Source organism: Thermococcus indicus (assembly GCF_006274605.1).
Classification (GTDB): domain Archaea; phylum Methanobacteriota_B; class Thermococci; order Thermococcales; family Thermococcaceae; genus Thermococcus; species Thermococcus indicus.
Window position 1 is genome coordinate 616,975 of the sequence record NZ_CP040846.1, and the last position, 20,059, is coordinate 637,033.

The following is a 20,059-nucleotide window of genomic DNA, read 5'->3' on the forward strand; positions in this document are numbered from 1 at the left end:
GTGGTTGTATGAAAGGACAGAGGGTATTGCTTATCCTGACACTCTCTTTGATTATTTCCTCCTCAGTGATCGGCTGGGCGGTGGTCTCGATATCCATGAACGAGATGAGAAAAGCAGGAACATCAGATTTTGCCCCCATATATCGAAGCCTGCACCTGGGTTTTCTGATTCCCGCGGCGCTCTTCTTCTGCCTTGGATACCTCCTCGGAAGAATCCTCGGTAAGGACAGCTTCTCGAGCATCGGGATTCCGGTATGGATACTCTCGTTCTTCCTCACGCTCCCCCTCTCCACGCCCCTCGACGCAATCCTAACTCCCTGGGAAGTCTCCCCGGAAGGAGTATGCCGCAGGGCGCCGTACCTTCCCGAGGAATACCTGTTGCCCATAGCGCTTACGGCCGGTGCCTCCATGCTGCTCATAATCGGCTGGGCAATGGCAGTGACGGGGGGCAACACCAGCAGGGACTCGAAATCCGTATAACACCCTCTTGGCTTTTGGTTGAGTCTTTATGCCCGAAGTGGTGAGTGTTCCATGGGTTAACTTCCCTGCTCTTCTTCCGGACTTTCGAGCTTTATCCTCTTGATTCCCACCCTGCCGAAGGCTTTGTCGGAGCTTATTATCATTCCTCCGCAGTGGGCCGCGTGGAATGCGTCGAACGGGTTGAGACCGTGCTCCTTCATGTAGTATGCCGCTCGCAGGTAAAGGTCGTCTTCTAGTCCGGTTATGGCCATTACTGCAGCGGTGATTCTCATGGGGTCGAGGTTGAACTTTCTGGCCAGAAGGAGAAGCTCAATGAACGTGGCCTCTGACGTTGTTATCTCTCCCCTGTACCGCTCGTAGAGCTTTTTTGCGTTCTCCTTCAGCCAGTCGTTTGGTTTCATCAGGGCAAGAAAGAAATCCGTGTCTGCGTAGACCATCTCACTCACCTGCAAGCTTCTCTGCCTCTTTTAGGATTTCCACCCTTAGTTCCTCGAGGGGTATATCTGGGAGTTTATTTCCCAGCTCTTCGAGTTCCCTCAGAGGGTCCTCCGGTTTGGGAACTATTAGCACTCCATCATTGACCCTTACGAGGTAAACCTCTCTGGAGAGGTCCTTTCTCAGTTCCTTTGGGATGTATAGCCTCCCCTTGGAATCCACTTTTGCCAGCATTTTCCCACCAATATGGGTTTGATGGGACGAGTTTATAACTGTTGCCCGACAATTTTGTGGGTTACCTTTTAAAGCACGGTGTCGAATCAACCCCGGTGAGAGCGATGGGGAAGATACGGGCGCACCACGTCAGGATTACCACGTTCATCCACGCCACCGAGGACGAGGACAAGGTTCTCGAGGCGATAGCGACCTTCATCTCCGAGGAGATAGACGAGGAGGACATAATCTTCGATATCGACGAGACCACGGGTTTCTTCGGCAACCCCATTAAGGTCGTCAACGTCGAAATCAAGCGGAGCAGGGCCGTTAGGAAGTTCATCGACCACTTCAATGAACTGCTGAGCGAGGGGGACAGGCGCTACCTCCTGGACCACCTTGATGAGAAGGTCGATGAGGAGGGAACCTTCTACGTCCGCTTCAACAAGCAGAAAGCGTATCTCGGCGAGTCGGAAATAGATGAGGGGTCGGACGTGGTGCAGGTCAGGATAAAGGTCAAGGCCTTCCCCATGAGGAAGGAAGCGGTCGTCAAAGCCGTTCAGGAGTGGCTGGAAGAATGAGCGTCGGGATGCCCCTTGGGGACGGGGATGGGGAGGTACCCTTCTCCCACGACCACTTCGTTGAGATGGACGTGAGGAGCGAGGAAGCCTACGAATTAGCTAAGGAGTGGTTTGATGAGGTCGTCTTCACGAAGAAGCTCGTTCTTGATGGTCCCCCCGAGTGGGGCGAGCTCAAGGATGAGCTCAGGCTCCTCCGTGAGAGGTACGAAAAGGTCGCCCTCCTGCTCGTTACAAGCAGACCGGGTCTGATAAAGGAGGTGAAGAAGAGGAACCTCCGTGCCCTTCTCTACGTTCAGGGCGGCGATATGAGGGTGAACCGCCTTGCCATTGAGGGCGGTGTTGATGCCCTCATAAGCCCCTGGTTCGGGAGAAAGGATCCGGGCTTCGACCACACCCTCGCGGGAATGGCCGCCAGGAGGGGAGTCGCCATAGGGTTCTCCCTCGCGCCCCTGCTCTCCGCTGGCCCCTACGAGAGGGTTCAGATCCTCCGCTTCATGACGAAGACCTGGCAGCTGGTGGACAAATACGGTGTGCCGAGGTTCATCACGAGCTCCGCGGAAAGCAGGTGGGAGGTTCGCGGACCTAGAGACCTGATGGGTCTTGGGAGGAACATAGGTATGGACGCCCCAAGGGCGAGGGCGAGCCTGAACTTTTATCCGAGGAGGATTCTCAGCACCCTGTGATCGGTTTATTTTCATAGCTTATTTTTCACGCTGTTTTTCGTGATTTTAAATTTTGGCTAGTTATATTTATAACTATTGAAAGTGTTATAACTCTGAGGAATATTTAATACTCTAAAATATGTCGAAAAATATATAAAAGCTCTCGCCCGAACATGCCCGGTGGTTCGATGAGACCTCTTCACAAGCCAATCTACCTTACTGTGGCGTTTGAGCAGGTGGGCGAACCTGGGAAGTCGGACAGGGGCTTTGACCTCAAGTACAGCAGGGAGGAGAATCCCACCGTCAGGGAGCTCGAAAGGAAGCTGAGGGGGCTCGAAGGCGGAAAGGAGACTCTGGCCTTCAACAGTGGCATGGCGGCGATAAGCTGCACCTACCTCTCCCTCCTTTCTAAGGGAAGCGAGGTTGTCCTGCCCATGGAATCCTACGGAACGACGGTTCAGCTGGCCGAGGAGCTGGGGAAGTTTGGGGTTCGCGTTAAGCTCGCCTATCCGAGCGCCGAAGCCATAGCTGAGGCCATCTCCGACGGGACATCGCTCGTGCTCGTTGAGACCGTGACGAACCCTACTCTGAAGGTCATAGATGTCTCCGAGGTCGCCAAAAGGGCCAGAGAGGTTGGGGCAACCCTGGTCGTGGATAACACCTTCTCGCCCCTCGTCTTCAGACCGTTCAGGGCCGGTGCCGACCTGGTGGTTCACAGCCTCACAAAGTACGTAGCGGGCCACAACGACGTCCTCGGCGGGGCAATCGTTTCGGGAAGCCCCGACATCGGGGAGCTCTGGCACTGGCGGAGGAGGCTCGGCTCCATAATCCAGCCGGTTGAGGCCTGGCTCACCCTCAGGGGGATGAAGACCCTTGAACTTCGCTTCGAGAGGCAGAGCAGGAACGCACTTGCCGTAGCTGAGTTCCTGAGGGAGCACCCGAAGGTCGTAGAAGTCCACTACCCGGGTCTCAAGGACGACCCGCACCACGAAACCGCGGAGAGGCTCTTCGAGAGGCCACTGTTCGGAGGGGTCGTGAGCTTTGAGCTCTCCGGAAAAGCTGAGGCGGAGGCCTTTCTGCGCTCGCTGAGGAGGGTTTTCCCCTCTCCGTCCCTCGGGGGAGTTGAGAGCATAGCCTCTTACCCGACTAAGAGCGCCGCCAAGACGATGCCGCCCGAGAGGAGGAAGCTCCTCGGAATCACCGAGGGTCTGATACGCCTTTCCTTGGGAGTTGAGGACGCTGATGAGCTGATTGAGGACATTGACAGGGCTTTGGGGGGTGGTGGGGCTCAGGCTTAGCTCTTGCCCAAAGGGAATGCTGAACGGCCCCTGCGGCGGGGCGCTTGGAGAGAGGTGCGAGGTGGACGGGAGGATGTGCCCATTGCTCAGGAGACTTGAGGTTGAGGAGGCACCTTTCGAGGAGCACCCAGTGCTGAGGGAGATGGAGAAGCTCGTTGAGGGTGACACCAGGCCCAGGGACTCGGCCTTCTGGAGGGGCCTTGAGCTCGGAAGGGCCCTAACGCTGGAGTTCCCCATCTCGGCGGTGAGGACCTGGGAGGACGTCCACCTCGTGGTCGGCTCGGTGAGGGACGTTGATTTGCTGACCGTCCCGGATAATCCCCTTGGCTACCCCCACTTCGAGCCGACCGCCATGGCCCTCTATCTCAAGTCCCTCGGAAGGCCCGTCTGCCCCCACCTCACCGGCAAGGACAGAAACCTGACGGCCGTTGCGTCGGAGCTGAGAACGGCGCTTCTCTTCGGCTTCGAGGCGGTTCTGATGACTACCGGTGACTGGCCGGGCCTGAGCCTTCCGTCGAGGCCCGTCTTCGACCTCGACTCGGCGAACCTCATAAGGCTCGCGAGGCTCGTGTTCGCTGGAATCCTGCCCACGGGGGAGAGGTTTGAGGCCGACGAGAGGCCCCGCGTCCTCGGGACGATAAACCCCCACTACAGGCCGGCCCTTGAGGCCAAGCGCGTTTTGAGGAAGCTCGTGGCCGGGGCGGAGGCCCTTGTGACCCAGGTGGTCGCCTCGAAGGAGAGCCTCTCCAGGCTTAAGGAGGTCCTCCGCTCCGCCGGGGGAGACGTCCCCGTACTCGTCTCCCTCCTCCACCCGCTGACCGAGGAGCTCAGGCCGGCCCTCGAAAGGATGGGCATTCCTGCGGGAGATGAAGGCTTCGAGGAGCTCCTTGAGGAGGTGAAGACCCTGGACTTCGTTTCGGGAATCAACCTGATTGTCTTCTCCCGGAGCCTGGAGGGGTGGCTTTCCCTCGCCACTGATGCCGTAAAAACGACGAAGGAGGTGTTTGAATGATAGTTCCTGCTTTGATTGGAAGCCTTCCGCGGCCTGTTTCGCTGGCAAAAAAGATTGAGCTCTACTCGATAGGGAGACTCGACGAGGAGAAGCTTGAGAAGGCCTACAGGGAGCACACGAGGAGGGCATTTGAGAGGCTGAGGAAGGCCAAGATAGGGGTGATAACCGACGGCCTCTACCGCTGGGACGACATCTTCAACCCGCTGATAAGGTTCATAGACGGCGTAGAAGTAAACGGGCTCTTCAAGTTCTACGAGAACAACTTCTTCTACCGCTCCCCGGTCGTGAGGGGCGAGCTCTCGCTGAGGGAGAACCCGATTCCAGAGTGGCTCAACATAGCCCTCGACATAAAGGAAGACGTTTATCCGGGGGCGACCCTGAAGGCCGTCCTCCCTGGCCCGGTTACTCTGGCTTACCACTCGATTAACGAGGCCTACGAGAGCCTCGACGAGCTCGCTGAGGCCTACGCCGGGGTTTTGGCGGAGCTCATGAAGGAGCTACCGGTTGAGCTCGTCGAGCTCCAGGAGCCCGCCCTGGCCGCGGAGCTCTCAAGGGCCACGAGGGAAAAGCACGAGGAAGTCTCGCCCGAGAAGGCGAAGGAGCTCATAGAAGGCCTTGCGAGGGTGAAGAGGCTCTGGGTTGTCACGTACTTTGGAACACCGAAGGTTCTTCCAGAGGGCGTAATACTCAACTTCGACCTCGTGGAGGGCTCACTCCCAGAGTCCTACAGGGGAGAGCTGGGAGTTGGCATAGTGAACGCGAGGGAAACCAGGATGGAGAGAAAGGACAGGCTCGTGGACAGGCTGAGGCCCATTCTCAGGAGGCACGGAAAGGTCTACGTAACGCCCAACACGCTCCTCGACTTCCTGCCCGAGAGCGTGGCCTGGAGGAAGCTCAAGCTCCTCGGAAAGCTCGGGGGTGAGTGAGATGGAACTGCCCATACTTCCGACGAGCATAATCGGGAGTTACCCGAAGCCAAGGTGGCTCCTCAGGATGTACAGGCTCCGCTCCCTGGGGAGGATTCCGGAGGAGGACTTCAGGGAAGCCGTTAGGGACGCGAGCGTCGCGGTCCTCAGGGAGCACGAGAGGGCGGGTATAGACATACCCTGGGACGGCGAGATGGGAAGGAGCGAGATGACCGAGCACTTCACCGCCAAGATTGCCGGCTTCAGGTTCTACGGCCCGGTTAGGGTGTGGGGAAATGCGTACTTCAACAAAGCCTCTGCAGTTTCAAAGCTCGAATACCGCGAGCCCCTCGTCCTCGACGAGTTCCACTGGGTCTGGGAGAACACGACGAGAAAGATAGTCAAGGTTCCGATTACGGGCCCCTACACGATAGCGGAGTGGAGCTTCAACGAGTACTACTCAAGCAAGGAGGAGTTCGCCCCTGAACTTGCCAGAATCCTCAACAGGGAGTTCAAGCTCCTCGAAAAGGAGGGCGCCAACTTCATACAGATAGACGAGCCCGCGATGCTCAACCACCCGGACGAGGTTCCCATTGCGGTCGAGGCAATAAACAGGGCCGTTAAGGGCGTTAGGGTGAAGTTCGGCCTCCACGTCTGCTACTCCAACTACTACCTCTTGGCCGACCACTTCGATGAGCTGAGGGTTTCCCAGTTCGCCCTTGAGTTCGCCAACAGGAACTTCAGGGACATGGACTTCCTGAGGAAGCTCACCCACCAGGAGCTCGGCTTTGGAGTTGTTGACGTCCACAACCCGAGGATCGAGAGCCCGGGGGAGGTTGCCAGGGCGATAAGGAAGGTTATGGAGTACATCGAGCCCGAGAGGCTCTACATCAACCCCGACTGCGGGCTGAAGCTCTTGGACAGGAGGATAGCCTACCAGAAGCTCGTGAACATGGTTAAGGGCGTTGAGCTCGTTCGTAAGGAGCTCGCGGGGGAGGGGAAGGAGACGATACCCTTCAGGAGGTAACGCTATGATTGTGGTGAAGTTCGGCGGCAGCTCCGTGAGGTTCGAGCTCCCCTCGGCGGTCGAGCTCACCGAGAGGCTCTGGGATGCGGGCGACGTCGTCGTTGTTGTATCTGCGCTCAAGGGCGTCACCGACGCCCTCCTCGGCCTGGCCCGCGGGGAAGAACGCCTCGACCGCCTCGTGGGGCTCCATCGGGAGCACGCGGAGAGGCACGGGGTAGAGCCTTCGGTGCTCTCCCCCATTTTCGGGGAGCTGGAGGGCGTTTTAGCCGGTAGAGAAAAGTTCCCGTGCGGAGAGGCGTTCACCGACAGAGTGCTGTCCTTCGGAGAGTTGCTCTCGGCGAGGATTTTCGCCGAGGCGCTTAAGAGAAGGGGCCTTTCCGCCAGAATCGTCGAACCCTGGGAGCTCCTCGTGACGGACGGCAACTTCGGCGACGCCAGCGTGGACCTTAAGGTGAGTGCCGGGAACGTCTCCCTCGTGGAGGAAGTTTTAGATGCCGGGGAGATTCCTGTCGTTCCGGGCTTCGTCGGGGGCTTCAACGGCATGGTGACGACCCTCGGGCGGGGCGGGAGCGACTACACTGCCTCCGTCCTCGGCAGGCTCCTCGGCTGGAGGGTTCTCATCGTCAGCCATGTGGACGGAATCTACACCGCCGACCCCCACCGCGTCGTATCGGCCAGGCTCATACCCTTCGTCTCAAGGGGCGAGGCCCTCGTGGCTTCCCGCCTCGGCATGAAGGCCCTCCACGAGAAAGCGGTCTCGGCTGGCGCGGAAATCCTTCTGGCCGGAATCAGGAACTGGAACGTTGGAACGGTCGTCGGTGAGAGGAGCTCGGGAATCCCCGTGGTGGTTCACCGCGTTGACGGTGAGTCCGCGGTCATAAGCGTGGTTGGGGTGGACTCGGTGCCCGGCTGGGACGCGAGGGTCCGCTGGGAGGGGGGAGTTCCCTACGTCTCCCTGAGGGTTCCGCGCGCGAGGCTCGGTAGCTACCTCGTCAGAATCCACGACGCCGTAACCGGCGGGCTCTTCGACGTCCGCGCGTTCCCGAGCCGGGCCGGCGGGGAGCTGAGCGTAAGCGCGTAGGGTGTTGCCCATGAAGGTTCGGGTACACGCTACAATAGCGAACTTTGGGCCGGGGTTTGACGTCTTCGGAGTTGGCATAGGGGAGCCCTACGACGAACTCTCCTTCAGAGAATCGGACGAGTGGAGTATAAGGGTCGAGGGCTTCCCGGTGCCGGCCGACGAGACCAACGTAGCAGTTGTCGCCGCCAGGGCCCTCGCGAGGCTCGTTGGTGAAGACGTTCCCCTTGAGCTGAAGCTGAGGAAGGGGATAAGGCCGGGGAGCGGGCTCGGAAGCTCCGGGGCCTCTTCCTTAGCTGGTGCCCTCGCGATGGCTCGGGTTCTCGGCGTTGAGGACGAGGGGTTAATCCTCAGGGCGGCGATGGAGGGTGAAAGGGCCGCCTCCGGAAGCGCACACCCGGACAACGTCGTCCCGGCCTACTACGGCGACTTCACGATAATCTCCACGCCCCTCCACGTCGACAGGATTCCGGTTGATTTTAGAGTCGCGGTTGTCCTGCCCGAGGTGGAGGTCCCGACGAGGGAGGCGAGGAGGGCTCTGCCAGGGAAGGTTCCGATTGGGGACGCTGTGAGCAACGTGGCCCTCGCCGCTTCCCTCGTGAAGGCCCTGATTGAGGGGGACATGGAGAGGGCCGGCATGTTCCTTGACGACAGGATAGCCCTGCCATACAGGCTAAAACTGATGCCCTGGTACGGGACGGTCAGAAGGGCCGCCATGGAAGCCGGTGCTTGGGGCTTCTCTGTATCGGGTTCTGGTCCGGCGGTCTTTGCCCTCGGCGAGGACGTTGTTCAAATCGGGAAGGCCATCGTAGAGGCCTTCGAAGGGCTTGGAATTAGCGCTAAGGCCTACGTCGCGAGGGCCGGCGTGGGGGTGGTCCCGTGAGGGCCGCTGTCCTCGGCGCGACTGGCATGGTCGGGAGAACCTTCGTGAGGCTCCTTGAGGGGCACCCATGGTTTAAGGTCAAAACCCTCGTTGCCTCGGAGCGTTCGGCCGGGAAGCGCTATGGAGAGCTCGTTCCAGAGGCCCCGGAGGAGTTCAAAGAGTTGGAGGTGGTTTCGCTCTCCGATTTCCTTAGGGAGCCGGACGTCGACCTTGTCTTCAACGCACTCCCCGCTTCCGTCTCCGGGGAAGTTGAGGAGAAGCTGGCCGAGCGGGTTCCCGTCTTTACCAACGCGAGGGCCCACCGCTACGACGATGACGTGCCCATACTCGTCCCCGAGGTGAACCCGGAGCACCTCAAGCTCGTCGAGCTCCAGCGCGAGGGGAGGGGCTGGGAGGGCTTCATAGTGACCAACCCCAACTGCTCCACCGCAATACTGACGGTCTCCCTCGCCCCCCTGAGGGAGTTCGGGATAAGGGACGTTAGAGTTGCCACGATGCAGGCCATCAGCGGGGCGGGCTTCTCGGGCCTGTCTGCCCTCGCCATCCACGACAACGTGATTCCCCTCATTGAGGGAGAGGAGTGGAAGATTGAGAACGAGAGCAGGAAAATCCTCAGGAGGCTTGAGAGGAGCATAGTCCCGGCGGAATTCACGGTCTCTGCCATAGCGACGCGCGTTCCGGTTCTCCACGGCCACACCGAGGCTGTCTTTATTGAGCTTGAGCGCGGAAGCATCGATGAGCTGAGGGAGGCCTTCGAAAGCTTCGACCCCCTGAGAAAGCTCGACCTGCCGAGCTACGAGAGGCCGATAGTCTATGAGGAGGTGCCCCAGCCGAGGCTCCATAGGGAGAGGGGGAAGGGCCTAACGGTGACCGTTGGAAGGTTGGAGGAAAGCGCGAGGGGCTTCAAGTACGTCGTTACGGGCCACAACCTCGTGAGGGGTGCCGCCGGGGGCTCCGTGCTGAACGCGGAGCTCGCGAAGAGGCTCGGCTACATTTAAAAAAGAAATCAGCCGAGGGCCGGGAAGTAATCCGGCTCGTAGTCCTCGAGCTTTCCATCGAGGTAGTCCCTGTAGCCCTTCAAATCAAGGAGGCCGTGCCCGCTGAAGTTGAAGAGGATTACCTCCTCCCTTCCCTCCTCCTTCGCCTTCAATGCCCTGTCTATGACGCCCTTAATCGCGTGAGCACTTTCAGGGGCCGGGATTATGCCCTCCGTTTTGGCGAACAGCTCGGCAGCTTGGAACACCTCGTTCTGGTGATAGGCGACTGGTTTCACTATCCCGTGGTTTATGAGAACACTGAGCGTCGGGGCGAGGCCGTGGTAGCGAAGCCCGCCAGCGTGAATCGGCGGGACGTAGTAGGTGTGACCGAGGGTGTGCATTTTCATCTTCGGTGTGTAGCCGCCGGAATCCCCGAAATCGTACCTGTAAACTCCCCGGGTCATTGTGGGGGCTGCCCTAGGTTCGACCGCTATGAACTCGTAGTCAGCATTTCCGCTCAGAACATCTCTAACGAACGGATACGCCAACCCCGCGAAGTTGCTTCCACCGCCGACGCAGCCGATTATGACGTCCGGTTCCTCGAACTCTTCCATCTGCTCCCTGGCTTCCAAACCGATGATCGTCTGGTGCATGAGGACGTGGTTGAGCACGCTCCCCAGAGAATAGCGGGCCTTCTCGTCCCTCAGAACGTCTTCAATGGCCTCACTTATGGCTATTCCAAGCCCGCCCGGATGGTTCGGGTCTTGAGCCAAAAACTTCCTTCCTATCTCCGTCCTTTCGCTCGGACTGGGGTAAACCTCAGCACCGTAGAGGCGCATTATCGTCTTCCTGTAGGGCTTCTGCTGGTAGCTGGCGCGAGCCATGTAAACCCTAACCTTCAGCCCGAGCAAAGCCCCGGCCAGGCTTAAAGCCGTCCCCCACTGGCCGGCTCCGGTTTCCGTTATAAGTTTCTCAATCCCCTGCTCCTTGGCATGGTAGGCCTGAGCTAGGGCCGTGTTTATCTTGTGGCTTCCGGTCACTGTGGCACCTTCATACTTGAAGTATATCTTAGAAGGTGTTCCCAGGGCCTTCTCGAGGTTGGTCGCCCTGAAAAGTGGGGTTGGCCGGCCGATCTTGGCGTAGAGCTCGCGAACCCTCTTTGGAATCTCTATGTAGCGCTCGTTGCTCATCTCCTGCTTTACGAGCTCCTCCGCAAAAATCCTCAGCAGCTTTTCCGGTTCCATGGGCTCATCGGTTTCCGGGTCGAGTGGAGGTGCCAGAGGTTCCGGAAGGTCCGGCAGTATGTTGTACCATTTCTTGGGTATCCTTCCATCCGGCAGAACGGCTTTCATTCTAATACCTCCATAGGGTCTTTTAATGGCTCTGAAGTTGAAGAAAAAGTCCCAAAGACGAGGGAATAATGAGCGTAAGAACTAACCTTGGAGCTAATCGGGTTCAAAAGACCGCCAAAAACAATACCCCCTACTCAGGCCAAAAACAACCCCGTCCGAGAAGCGATAGGCTAACCAAAGGGCTCAGGTCAAGACATTCAAAGCCAAAAACAATCACTCCTGTCAATCATGGTGCATCGAGTAAAGGGTGTCGAACCCCCTTAAATCTTTTTTGGTCGGGATATTGACGACAAGATGGCATTCACGCTTTTATAGTCCCCTCTAACTGCCACGGCGACGAAATATCCTTCGCGTTCGATGCAGATTGAGGTCGTATTCCCCTCGGGGGTATCGAGCAGATAGCGGGCGTAGTGGCACTGCCACCCGGTTCCGTAAACGAGAATCGTCAAGGAGAGATTTTCGTCCAACTCAAACCTTCCGCCGGCGAGGGACCAGATAGCCGGTTCCGAAACTTGCCTTGGAGCAAAGTTTTCGCCGAGCTCTCCAGTTACTTCTAGTAAAACCTCCCCAGGCGTTTTCCATTCCACTCTTCGGCCGTTCTTAAGACCGCAGGGTGAAACCTCCTCTGCCGTTTTCTCGATCTCTCCGGCCTTCCCGCCAATCACGAGGATTTCTCTGTCCCTGAGGGCAACGTAGTAAGATTTCTCTCCCCTCGTCCAGAGCGACCATTTGAATCTTTCGCCTTTCCCATCAAGCACCTTCACATAGCCGGTCCCCTTAAGCTCGATGCCGATGGCGGTGTATGTGTTCCCCACCCACTCATCCGGCCAGTCCTTTGGAGCGAACCACCCAACCCTGACACCACCCTTTTGGCTCCAGTTAAAGCGGTACTCCTCAAATGTTGGCGGCTCGCTCACGTTCCAGAGGTAGTCGTCGTGCCAGCGGAGTGCGAACCCCTTAACGCCCCTGCAGGGCCCCTTCGCCGAGACCACGGCGAGACCTCCGCCGAGAACCCTCGTCTTTGCCAGGTAGACGCATTCATCCCCCTTAGCGAATATGACATCCCCTATGATGTCAGAGTCCATCCCGTAGTTCTCTGCGAGTTTGATGTAGCCCTTCGATTCGACGCGCTCGATTGCTTTTCTGTAGGCTTCCTCCGCCTTTTGCATTGGCTCGTAGATGGTTACGAAACGGCCGACAACTGGAAGCTCAACCCTCACGGATTTCCACGCAACTCCTCCAACGTGAATCGTCGAGTAGGCAACCGTTTCGTTGCAGGAATAGGTGAGCTCACCTTCGTTCAATGGCCAAGTGTCTTCCTCCCTTTCCCAACATCCTGTGGCAAAGTGAAGGCCGAACTCGACGTTGGGGGCCGTAACTGGTGGAGGCGCCATTAGGAGCATCAGGAGGAGAGCCGTAATCAGAAACGGCACGAGCATGCGGGGCTTTTTTCCGTAGTACCCCCTAAAAACGATCGGCGGAAGGAGAACGGCGGAGATGAACAGAACAATACCCAGAGTGAAATGGGGCTGAAGGGCTAGCCAGGCAAAAAACGAGATGAGCACGGAAAAGGTGACGGAGATAATGAATCTTCTGGCCATAACCCACCCATAATTGTTACGTTTCTGAAGGTTATAAGTGCTACCATCGTTTCAAATTATTCTGAAGTGTCTCCACAAGGGTTATTAGTGATAAACCCTTAGCCCTTCCGATGGGCCATGCTCCGGCTGGAAATCTACTGCGACGAGGGCGAGGGTGAGAAAGTCAGGGATGTTCTGACCAAGTGGAGCCTCCAGTTCTACGGCGAGGAGGTGCAGAGCAACGAACACCGGGCGCTCAAATTCACCGTTCTCGTGCCGGATTTCGTGATTAACGACGTTGTCGATGAGCTGATGAAGGCGGTGGATCTTAGAAGGGGGCACTCATCGATAACCTGGGCCCCCGTCAGCGGGAAGTCCGTGAAGTACGCAAACTCGGTAAAGTCGCTCAAAAAGTTCAAGCGCCGCTGGAGTCTTGCCGCCATAGAGGGGCTCATCGAGAACGCCAACAGCGGGGCCCAGGTTGACCCGATTCAGCTCACCCTCGGTGCCGTTGCCTCGATCATAGCGCTCTTCGGCTTGATAAACGACAGCATAGTGATGATAATCTCTGCCATGCTTCTCTCGCCGATCCTCGGCCCGCTCTACGGCTTCTCCCTCAACATAGTCATGGGCAAGGGCAGGGACGCCCTCGATGCCGTTTCCTCAATCCTGAAGCTCCTCGGCGTCATATTCCTGTCGGCTCTCCTCGCCTCCCTGGCCCTCAGGTTTGCCGGCTCGATGCCCCTCGAACCAACCCACGAGATACTCATCCGCGGCGATTCCGGGCTGGTTTACATACTCCTCGCGATAATCCTCGGCTACGCCGGAATAGTTGCCATAGTGAGCAGAATCCCGGAGATCCTGGCAGGGGTTTCAATCGCCGCCGCGCTGGTTCCTCCGACGACGGTTATCGGGATATCCCTCGCGATGGGCTGGTGGGATGTTTTTGCCGGCTCTCTTGCCCTCACCGTGGAGAACGTTCTCGGCCTTCTCAGCGGCTCCCTCCTCGGGCTCTACGTCCTGAACGTCTCCCCCAGGATCTACTATGAAAAGAGGGCTGCGAAGCTCTACACGAAGAGAACGATGCTGGTGCTGGCCATCATGCTTGCAACCCTCGTCCTTGTGGAGCTCCTCAGCTAGGCCACTTCGGTCTGCTCATAGATCGGCTTTCCCTGCCGGTGCTTCACCAGGAGCCCGTAGAAGAACTCCTTGAGGTCGGGCCCCATCTCATCGTCCATGAGCAGGTCCGCCCTGCCGGGATACTCTTTCTCCGCCCTCGTTATCAGGAGGGCTATGGCTGGTGTCAGCTGCCCGAGGAGGATTTTAACGAGCTCGGGGTAGGCGTCTTCGTCTATCTCCTCGTCAGCCTCCATGCCGAGGTACACCACGAAGCCCTTCATCTGGACGGCGAGGACGAATTCGTTCTCGCTCAGCTCGAAGAAGGAGAAGTTGTAGCCCTTTGAGTCGGTCCTCGCGAGAAGGACACCCCTTATTGAAACCGTCACGGGCTCCTCCTCGATCTCGAACACCAGGTCCTTGGCCAGTTCCCTCTGGGCTATTGCGTAGAGTTCCTCCATCGTCATGGGGCTACCTTCTCGGGTTCGAATAAAAGGGTTTCGCGTCACGTTTTTAATGAGGACATCCAAAGGAATTACGGTGGTGTCATGAAGATCACTCGCTTTGGCGTCTCCGTTCCCGACGAGCTGCTCGAGAGGTTCGACCGTATAATCGAGGAGAAGGGCTACGTGAACAGGAGCGAGGCAATAAGGGACATGATGAGGGACTTCATAGTCCGGCACGAGTGGGAACAGGGTGAGGGTGAGGTCGCCGGCACGATAACCATGCTCTACAACCACGACGAGGCCGAGGTCGTCAAGGAGCTCCTCGACCTCCAGCACGACTACCTGAGCGAGATAATCTCCAGCATTCACGTCCACATGGATGAGCACAACTGCCTGGAGGTCATCATAGTTAAGGGCAAGGCCAACAGGATAAAGGAGATAGCGGACAGGCTGCTGAGCCTCAAGGGTGTAAAGCACGGCAAGCTGGTGATGACTGGGACTGGGAAGGAGCTGGTCTAGCCCACAACCTCGACCACATCGCCGTTCCCGGGCGGCAGGGCGGACATTACGTCCTCCTCCCTTACCCTGTAGCCCCACTTTTCGAGGATGCCCTTTATCCTCTTCACCAGCTCGCTCTTCCTGAGGGGGCCCGGGCGGATAACGATGTACCTGTCCGTGTGGGCCTTTATTGCATCAACCGGCGCGCAGACGACGAAGTCCTCGCCCTCGTAGTTGATTACACCGACGGCGAGCTTGAGAGGAAGCCCGTGGAGCCAGTTCCTCTTGCCGTAGACCATGAAGGCCCCCTTGCCGAGGTACTCGCCGCTGGGCGTCTGCTTGGTAACCTGGTTTGGATAGGCCCAGTAGGCGTCCTCGCTGTAAACGCCCCTGCTCCATGCCTTGCTCATCGAAACCGCGAACTGGCAGGCCTCGAAGATTGTCTTCTCCCCCGCCTTCCTTCCGTCCTTTATTACGACGTGCGGGGCGCCGTAAACGTCTGCGTGGCAGTAAAGGTCGTTGTCGGTCATGTGCCTCTTTATGAGTATCTCGTTGGTGCCGGCGTCTTTGCCCGCCAGGACCAGAAAGCCCTCGCTCGAAACGAACCAGCGGAACTTCTCGAACCACTTCTTCTTTCTCCTCTCTATGCGCTTGACGTTCAGCTCCTTCTTGAGCTCCTCCTCGATGAGCTTCTCGACCTCGTCGAGCTTCCGCTTAGTGTCCTCGTAGGCCTTCAGAGCTCCCTCGTGCTTGTGCCTGAACTTCTTGGCCTTCTCATAGTAGAGCTCGGCGTTTTCGCCTATGCTTTTGTTGAGGTACAGCCTGACCTTCTTCCCCTCAAGCTCTATCGTTACAGCTTTCTCCTTCGGGTCGGTTCCCTTCACCATGAGCGCGACCCTGTTACCTGCCTTCTTGCCCTCCTCGATGCGCTTCTTGAACTCCTCCCAGCCGAGGGTCTCCGTCGCCTTCCTGAACTCCTCCAAAAGCCTCTCTATGAGGGAGTAGTTCGCGTAGATGAGATCCCCTATCTCCTGGTTGGCCTTCGCTCCTTCCTCGAAGCCCTTCAGCATCTCCTCCTGCTTCCTTAGCGTCATGAGGAGCTGTCTTTTCTTTGCTTCGAGCCTCTTCGTCTGCTCGATCCTCGCCTTCTCAAGGGTGATCTTGCCGAAGTACTCGTCGAGGGCCTCGCTGAAGGTGGTAAAATAGCGCTTCTCAAACCCCTCGTAGATTCTCAGCTCTATCGGAACGACGTCGTGCATGTTCCCGTCCTTGAGGACTATGTTGGCCCTCGGTTCATCGTTGAAGGTCCTGAGCATCGCCTCGTAGACCCTCAGCAGGTCGTCGTCGCTCAGCTCCTTAACGGGGGTCGTCTTGTCGAAGCCCGCCCTGATGGAAATCTCCTCCGCGTACATTCCGCCCATGTTGAGCTTCCTCGCCAAAGCACGCACTAGTTCGAGTTCTTCCTCCTCGCGCATGAGCTCGATGAACCTCTCCCGCGTTACCTCGAGCGGGTTCTCCCTGGCGGGGGGAAACCTATAAGCGGCCTTCGGCATTATCCTTCTATCCTTGTACTCCTCGTAGCGTAACGCCGCAACGATTCTGTTCTCCCCGTCCACGAGTATCACGTTTCCCCTCCTGAACAGCTCGCCGATGAGGGTGTAGTCCCCAACGCGAATCTTCACTATCCTGTCGAAGCCGTGCTGCTCTATGCCATCGATGAACCCGCCGCTGAGGTGCTTCCTGAGGAGCATAGTGAAGCTCGACGGCTGCTTCGGCGCCTCCTTCACGTAAGTTGTCACATGGAAGCGCTTCCCGGCCTGGAGGATTAAATCCTGTCTCCCCTCCTTTGTGCGGAGCTTTATCCTGATCTCGTCGCCGTCGTGGTAAACCTTGTCAACGCGAGAACCGATCAGCCATTGAAGTTCCCTCACTATGTAGCGGATATCAACGCTGCTCATCTCTTCCTTCATCCTCTCACCCGAAAAGAATAGGGTGAGGGGGTTAAAAGGTTAGAGCCTCAGGGCGAGGAGAACGAGGGCTCCGGCTATTGCCATGGATGCCCTCAGTGAATCGGTTTCCTCACCTTCAACGGCCTCGCTCAGAAGTCCAAAGGACAATCCAATGATACCGATGTCATACAGGATATAGGCCAGCTTTGTGAAACCCCGGGTTGGCATTGAGAGGACTGAAAGCACCGCTCCAAGGAGGACAACTGCCAGCGCCCCTGCTATGAACCCGCTTCCGGTTCCGGTCAGCCCTTTCAGTCTCATAGTATCACCGAGCTTTCTACGGGTTCGGAGATAAAACCTTTTCCATGCACATGCATGGTCATGATGACAACTCTGTTCCGGATAACGTTAAATACTCCAAGCTCGATAACACTCCCGGTGATACAGAGTGAAAGGCTACTTCACGTTCGTCCTCCACACCCACCTCCCCTACGTGCGAAAGCACGGAAAATGGCCCTTTGGCGAGGAATGGCTCTACGAGGCCATGAGCGAAACTTACCTGCCTCTCCTCATGGAGTTCGAGCGCCTCCGCTCCTCCGGGGTGAGGTTCCAGCTCGTGATAAACATAACCCCAATCTTAGCGGAACAGCTGGCCGACGACTACATCAAGGCCGAGTTCGAGAGGTATCTGACTAGGAAGATTGAGACCACTGAGGAAGACCTGAAATCGGGCAAGTACGACGAAAGGGCCGTCAAAGTTTCCCTTGACCACTTCAGAAAGGTCTACGACTACTGGAAAGCGATAAACGGCGACATCATAGGCAAGTTCCGCGAGCTTCAGGATGCGGGATACATCGAGGTGATAACCTCCGCGGCAACGCACGGCTATCTACCACTCCTCGGCAGGGACGAGGCGATAAGGGCGCAGCTTGCCAACGGGATAGCCACCTACGAGAAGCACTTTGGTAGAAAGCCTAGGGGGATATGGCTCCCGGAGTGCGCCTACCGGCCGGCTGGCGAGTGGGAGTTGCCGGACGGGAGGAAGGTTATGAGGCAGGGCATGGAGAAGTTCCTGGAGGAGTTCGGCATCGAGTACTTCTTCGTGGAGAGCAACCTGATCGATGAGGGTCCGGTGACGAAGGGCTACGGCGAGATTCCTCTCTACGAGGGGGAAAAGAGCACGCTGAGGCCCTACTGGATCAAAGGCTCCCGCATAGCGGTCTTCGCCCGCAACAGGGAAACGGGCCACCAGGTCTGGAGCGCGCACTACGGCTACCCCGGTGACTTCTGGTACAGGGAGTTCCACAGGAAGGCCGAAAAGAGCGGCGGCCAGTACTGGCGCGTGACGGGCAAAAACGTTGACCTCGGCGGGAAGGAGTTCTACGACCCCGAGAAGGCCATGGAAAGGGTTGAGGAGCACGCGAGACACTTCGTCTCGCTGGTTGAGAAGTTGCTAGGCGAGTTTGAGGGGAAGACCGGCGAGAAGGGGATAATCGTTTCGCCCTACGACACCGAACTCTTCGGCCACTGGTGGTTCGAGGGCGTCAAGTGGCTCGGCAGGGTTCTTGAGCTGATGGCGGAGAGGGGAATAACAACGACAACGCTCTCCTCCTATCTTGAGGACTACACCGGCGAGAGGTACGAGATTGAGCTCCCTGAGGGCTCGTGGGGGGCCAACGCCGACCACTCGACCTGGTGGAACGAGGAAACGGAATGGACGTGGGGGCACGTCTACAGGGCCGAAGACAGGATGGTGGCGCTGGCGAGTAGATATTATGGCAGGGATAGGGTCACCGATAGAATTCTCGAACAGCTTGCGAGGGAGTTGCTGATACTCGAAGCCAGCGACTGGCAGTTTCTCATAACGACCGGTCAGGCGAAGGAGTACGCCGAGAGGAGGGTTCTGATTCATAGCGGGGACTTCCACAGGCTGGCCAACGAACTGGTGAGGTACGTCAAGACCGGAAACTTCAACACTGGGCTCCTCGAGGAGCTTGAGCGGCGCGACAATCCGTTCAAACCCCCTGTGGTTGCGAGCTACGTGAGCGAAAACCCGCCCGAGCTTGAGGAGTACGTTGAACCGCCTGAGGTTCCGCTGGAGAGGGGTGAAGGGCCCGCTGAAAGGCCGAGGGAGGTTGCTGAGAGGGCGTACGCCACCGAGCTCGTCAATGAGATGGTCGTTAAGCCTCCCGGAAATGTAAAGGGGCCCGGCTCGAAGGAATCCAGAAAGTCGGGGACGAGGAAGAAGGGAAAACCCGGCAGGATCGAGAGCGACCTCCTCTCCATAAGGGGTATTGGGCCGAAAACGCTGGCAAAGCTCCAGCGTGCCGGGGTTCACAGCATCGAAGACCTCAAGGGTGCCGACCTTGATGAGCTGGCCAGAAAAACGCGCATCTCGCTTAAAAGGCTGAGGAAGTTCCTGGCCCAGGTTTCCTGAATTCCACCTTCATGTTTCTTTTCGAAAGCCTTTTCTGGAGTTTTTACAAACTATCTACGTGGTTGCCATGAAAAAAGTTGAGGCGATTATTAGGGGAAACGATTTTGACCGCGTGAAGAACGCCCTCAAGCAGGTCGGCATCGTGCCCTTGACTGCTTATCCCGTGCAGGGAAGGGGTGTTCAGGGAGGCGTTCCACCCTACGACCTCCTCCCAAAGATGAAGATCGAGATAGTGGTCAAGGACAAGGACGTGGAGAAGGTGGTTGACGTCATCATCAGGAACGCGAGGAGCGGAACGCCCGGCGACGGGAAGATATTCGTAATCCCCGTGGAGGACGCGATCAGGATAAGAACAGGGGAGAGGGGCAACGAAGCCCTCTACTGAGGGCTTCTTTTTCACAGGAACGCGTGCCTGTTCCTGTAGAGTTCGACGAGGGAGCTGGCTATAAGGTATATCTCCACCGCAGAGAGGATGACGAGGAATATCAGGTATCCCTGCGCGAAGGATACGCTCTTCCCCAGGTGCTCCGCTATGGTGCTCACCTGATTGGGGTCACGCAGGGCACTCAGGGAATAGACTATTGCGTTGAAACCCACGACCAGGGGAATGGGGGCCGAGGCGTAGGCCAGCAGGAGTCCGGTGTAGCCCCTCCTCTGAAGGGAGAGCATCGACAGGATTATCGGGATGGCCAGGATGAGCGCCGTTATAGCGAAGAACTGATTGAGATATGCCCCCGTCAGGACGAAGAACGACGTCATTCCAAAGATGTATTTCCGGTACGCCCTCTTCAGCTCGACGAGCTTCTTGGGGACGAAGTCATACTCGGCCGACCTGGAATACAGGAGGACCCTGTTCACAGCTTTCAGGTAGTTCTTTTTGCCCTCTTTCTCTATGGCCTTGTCCGTGCTCATCAATTTGAGCTCCTTGGCTTTTTTGAAGAAGAACTCGGCCAGCTCCTCGTTGTCCTTCTCGACCCTTGATGCGACCTCCCGGAAGTTCCCCGCGGCCTCCTCCAGGGATTTCTTGACCTTCGTCTTCTCCTTTTCACTTAAGCTGCCGAGCCTCTCGATCTTTTCAAGGGTTGATTCGAGAACATCGGCAGTTTCGAGAAGTATTTTTTCGCTTTTCAC

At 57.6% G+C, this 20,059-nt stretch carries 22 protein-coding genes; 14 read left to right on the forward strand and 8 right to left on the reverse strand.

The annotated features are described in order from the left end of the window. Nucleotides 1–8 precede the first annotated feature (8 nt). Entirely contained in the window at nt 9–479 is a 471-nt protein-coding gene (locus FH039_RS03355; RefSeq protein WP_139680204.1) for a hypothetical protein, read from the forward strand. Nucleotides 480–535: 56 nt separating this feature from the next. Here the strand turns inward: FH039_RS03355 and FH039_RS03360 are convergent, their stop codons facing one another. Together FH039_RS03360 and FH039_RS03365 are read right to left on the reverse strand one after the other, a co-directional pair. After that, nucleotides 536–916 (reverse strand): type II toxin-antitoxin system VapC family toxin, encoded by a 381-nt coding sequence (locus FH039_RS03360; RefSeq protein ID WP_139680205.1) that lies wholly within the window; start codon nt 914–916, stop codon nt 536–538. 1 nt (nt 917) lies between these two features. After that, entirely contained in the window at nt 918–1,148 is a 231-nt protein-coding gene (locus FH039_RS03365; protein WP_139680206.1) for an AbrB/MazE/SpoVT family DNA-binding domain-containing protein, read from the reverse strand. A gap of 104 nt (nt 1,149–1,252) precedes the next feature. On the opposite strand from FH039_RS03365, the gene FH039_RS03370 reads away from it, so the two are divergent. From FH039_RS03370 to asd, 9 genes are all read left to right on the forward strand, one after another. After that, nucleotides 1,253–1,708: an RNA-binding protein gene (locus FH039_RS03370; protein ID WP_139681603.1), complete on the forward strand. Its 456-nt coding sequence runs from the start codon at nt 1,253–1,255 to the stop codon at nt 1,706–1,708. Next, entirely contained in the window at nt 1,705–2,391 is a 687-nt protein-coding gene (locus FH039_RS03375; RefSeq protein WP_139680207.1) for a Ribonuclease P protein component 3, read from the forward strand. Before FH039_RS03370 ends, FH039_RS03375 begins: the two co-directional genes overlap by 4 nt. Before the next feature lie 167 nt (nt 2,392–2,558). Continuing rightward, entirely contained in the window at nt 2,559–3,668 is a 1,110-nt protein-coding gene (locus FH039_RS03380) for a cystathionine gamma-synthase family protein (protein ID WP_139680208.1), read from the forward strand. Continuing rightward, nucleotides 3,652–4,680: a methylenetetrahydrofolate reductase C-terminal domain-containing protein gene (locus FH039_RS03385; RefSeq protein ID WP_240703264.1), complete on the forward strand. Its 1,029-nt coding sequence runs from the start codon at nt 3,652–3,654 to the stop codon at nt 4,678–4,680. Before FH039_RS03380 ends, FH039_RS03385 begins: the two co-directional genes overlap by 17 nt. Further along, nucleotides 4,677–5,606 (forward strand): uroporphyrinogen decarboxylase/cobalamine-independent methonine synthase family protein, encoded by a 930-nt coding sequence (locus tag FH039_RS03390; RefSeq protein WP_139680210.1) that lies wholly within the window; start codon nt 4,677–4,679, stop codon nt 5,604–5,606. Before FH039_RS03385 ends, FH039_RS03390 begins: the two co-directional genes overlap by 4 nt. Before the next feature lies 1 nt (nt 5,607). Then, nucleotides 5,608–6,612, forward strand: a complete 1,005-nt coding sequence (locus FH039_RS03395; RefSeq protein ID WP_139680211.1) for a methionine synthase — start codon at nt 5,608–5,610, stop codon at nt 6,610–6,612. Nucleotides 6,613–6,616: 4 nt separating this feature from the next. Next, complete coding sequence (locus FH039_RS03400) at nt 6,617–7,693, forward strand: aspartate kinase (RefSeq protein ID WP_139680212.1); 1,077 nt, start codon at nt 6,617–6,619, stop codon at nt 7,691–7,693. Nucleotides 7,694–7,703: 10 nt separating this feature from the next. Beyond that, nucleotides 7,704–8,573, forward strand: a complete 870-nt coding sequence (locus FH039_RS03405) for a homoserine kinase (protein WP_139680213.1) — start codon at nt 7,704–7,706, stop codon at nt 8,571–8,573. Continuing rightward, nucleotides 8,570–9,571: an aspartate-semialdehyde dehydrogenase gene (gene asd, locus FH039_RS03410; RefSeq protein WP_139680214.1), complete on the forward strand. Its 1,002-nt coding sequence runs from the start codon at nt 8,570–8,572 to the stop codon at nt 9,569–9,571. Before FH039_RS03405 ends, asd begins: the two co-directional genes overlap by 4 nt. 8 nt (nt 9,572–9,579) lie before the next feature. Here asd and FH039_RS03415 read toward each other — a convergent pair whose 3' ends face one another. Next, a complete protein-coding gene (locus FH039_RS03415; RefSeq protein ID WP_139680215.1) occupies nt 9,580–10,902 on the reverse strand; it encodes a TrpB-like pyridoxal phosphate-dependent enzyme in 1,323 nt (440 codons plus the stop codon). A 260-nt stretch (nt 10,903–11,162) separates the two neighbouring features. Further along, nucleotides 11,163–12,503: a hypothetical protein gene (locus FH039_RS03420; RefSeq protein WP_139680216.1), complete on the reverse strand. Its 1,341-nt coding sequence runs from the start codon at nt 12,501–12,503 to the stop codon at nt 11,163–11,165. 117 nt (nt 12,504–12,620) lie between these two features. Here FH039_RS03420 and FH039_RS03425 point away from each other — a divergent pair, with 117 nt between their 5' ends. Beyond that, complete coding sequence (locus FH039_RS03425) at nt 12,621–13,622, forward strand: TIGR00341 family protein (protein ID WP_139680217.1); 1,002 nt, start codon at nt 12,621–12,623, stop codon at nt 13,620–13,622. Here FH039_RS03425 and FH039_RS03430 read toward each other — a convergent pair. Further along, nucleotides 13,619–14,065: a hypothetical protein gene (locus FH039_RS03430; RefSeq protein WP_139680218.1), complete on the reverse strand. Its 447-nt coding sequence runs from the start codon at nt 14,063–14,065 to the stop codon at nt 13,619–13,621. The two genes, FH039_RS03425 and FH039_RS03430, sit on opposite strands and share 4 nt — an antisense overlap. An 81-nt stretch (nt 14,066–14,146) precedes the next feature. On the opposite strand from FH039_RS03430, the gene nikR reads away from it, so the two are divergent. Further along, complete coding sequence (gene nikR / locus FH039_RS03435; protein WP_139680219.1) at nt 14,147–14,563, forward strand: nickel-responsive transcriptional regulator NikR; 417 nt, start codon at nt 14,147–14,149, stop codon at nt 14,561–14,563. Here the strand turns inward: nikR and rqcH are convergent. Both rqcH and FH039_RS03445 read right to left on the reverse strand, forming a co-directional pair. Then, nucleotides 14,560–16,512 (reverse strand): ribosome rescue protein RqcH, encoded by a 1,953-nt coding sequence (gene rqcH / locus FH039_RS03440; RefSeq protein ID WP_139680220.1) that lies wholly within the window; start codon nt 16,510–16,512, stop codon nt 14,560–14,562. The two genes, nikR and rqcH, sit on opposite strands and share 4 nt — an antisense overlap. Before the next feature lie 39 nt (nt 16,513–16,551). After that, nucleotides 16,552–16,812: a hypothetical protein gene (locus FH039_RS03445; RefSeq protein WP_139680221.1), complete on the reverse strand. Its 261-nt coding sequence runs from the start codon at nt 16,810–16,812 to the stop codon at nt 16,552–16,554. 127 nt (nt 16,813–16,939) lie between these two features. Here FH039_RS03445 and FH039_RS03450 point away from each other — a divergent pair, with 127 nt between their 5' ends. Together FH039_RS03450 and FH039_RS03455 are read left to right on the forward strand one after the other, a co-directional pair. Further along, nucleotides 16,940–18,928, forward strand: coding sequence for a 1,4-alpha-glucan branching protein (locus FH039_RS03450; protein WP_139680222.1), 1,989 nt, complete (start codon nt 16,940–16,942; stop codon nt 18,926–18,928). Nucleotides 18,929–18,995: 67 nt separating this feature from the next. Beyond that, nucleotides 18,996–19,313 (forward strand): P-II family nitrogen regulator, encoded by a 318-nt coding sequence (locus tag FH039_RS03455; RefSeq protein ID WP_139681604.1) that lies wholly within the window; start codon nt 18,996–18,998, stop codon nt 19,311–19,313. Nucleotides 19,314–19,324: 11 nt separating this feature from the next. Here the strand turns inward: FH039_RS03455 and FH039_RS03460 are convergent, their stop codons facing one another. Then, nucleotides 19,325–20,059, reverse strand: coding sequence for an alpha-glucosidase (locus FH039_RS03460; RefSeq protein WP_139680223.1), 735 nt, complete (start codon nt 20,057–20,059; stop codon nt 19,325–19,327).

Excerpts from the sequence above, each read along its gene's own strand:
- FH039_RS03355 (WP_139680204.1), top strand. The coding sequence starts at position 9 with ATGAAAGGACAGAGGGTATTGCTTATCCTGACACTCTCTTTGATTATT.
- FH039_RS03360 (WP_139680205.1), bottom strand. The coding sequence starts at position 916 with ATGGTCTACGCAGACACGGATTTCTTTCTTGCCCTGATGAAACCAAAC.
- FH039_RS03365 (WP_139680206.1), bottom strand. The coding sequence starts at position 1,148 with ATGCTGGCAAAAGTGGATTCCAAGGGGAGGCTATACATCCCAAAGGAA.
- FH039_RS03370 (WP_139681603.1), top strand. The coding sequence starts at position 1,253 with ATGGGGAAGATACGGGCGCACCACGTCAGGATTACCACGTTCATCCAC.
- FH039_RS03375 (WP_139680207.1), top strand. The coding sequence starts at position 1,705 with ATGAGCGTCGGGATGCCCCTTGGGGACGGGGATGGGGAGGTACCCTTC.
- FH039_RS03380 (WP_139680208.1), top strand. The coding sequence starts at position 2,559 with ATGAGACCTCTTCACAAGCCAATCTACCTTACTGTGGCGTTTGAGCAG.
- FH039_RS03390 (WP_139680210.1), top strand. The coding sequence starts at position 4,677 with ATGATAGTTCCTGCTTTGATTGGAAGCCTTCCGCGGCCTGTTTCGCTG.
- FH039_RS03395 (WP_139680211.1), top strand. The coding sequence starts at position 5,608 with ATGGAACTGCCCATACTTCCGACGAGCATAATCGGGAGTTACCCGAAG.
- FH039_RS03400 (WP_139680212.1), top strand. The coding sequence starts at position 6,617 with ATGATTGTGGTGAAGTTCGGCGGCAGCTCCGTGAGGTTCGAGCTCCCC.
- FH039_RS03405 (WP_139680213.1), top strand. The coding sequence starts at position 7,704 with ATGAAGGTTCGGGTACACGCTACAATAGCGAACTTTGGGCCGGGGTTT.
- FH039_RS03415 (WP_139680215.1), bottom strand. The coding sequence starts at position 10,902 with ATGAAAGCCGTTCTGCCGGATGGAAGGATACCCAAGAAATGGTACAAC.
- FH039_RS03420 (WP_139680216.1), bottom strand. The coding sequence starts at position 12,503 with ATGGCCAGAAGATTCATTATCTCCGTCACCTTTTCCGTGCTCATCTCG.
- FH039_RS03425 (WP_139680217.1), top strand. The coding sequence starts at position 12,621 with ATGCTCCGGCTGGAAATCTACTGCGACGAGGGCGAGGGTGAGAAAGTC.
- FH039_RS03430 (WP_139680218.1), bottom strand. The coding sequence starts at position 14,065 with ATGACGATGGAGGAACTCTACGCAATAGCCCAGAGGGAACTGGCCAAG.
- nikR (WP_139680219.1), top strand. The coding sequence starts at position 14,147 with ATGAAGATCACTCGCTTTGGCGTCTCCGTTCCCGACGAGCTGCTCGAG.
- rqcH (WP_139680220.1), bottom strand. The coding sequence starts at position 16,512 with ATGAAGGAAGAGATGAGCAGCGTTGATATCCGCTACATAGTGAGGGAA.
- FH039_RS03445 (WP_139680221.1), bottom strand. The coding sequence starts at position 16,812 with ATGAGACTGAAAGGGCTGACCGGAACCGGAAGCGGGTTCATAGCAGGG.
- FH039_RS03455 (WP_139681604.1), top strand. The coding sequence starts at position 18,996 with ATGAAAAAAGTTGAGGCGATTATTAGGGGAAACGATTTTGACCGCGTG.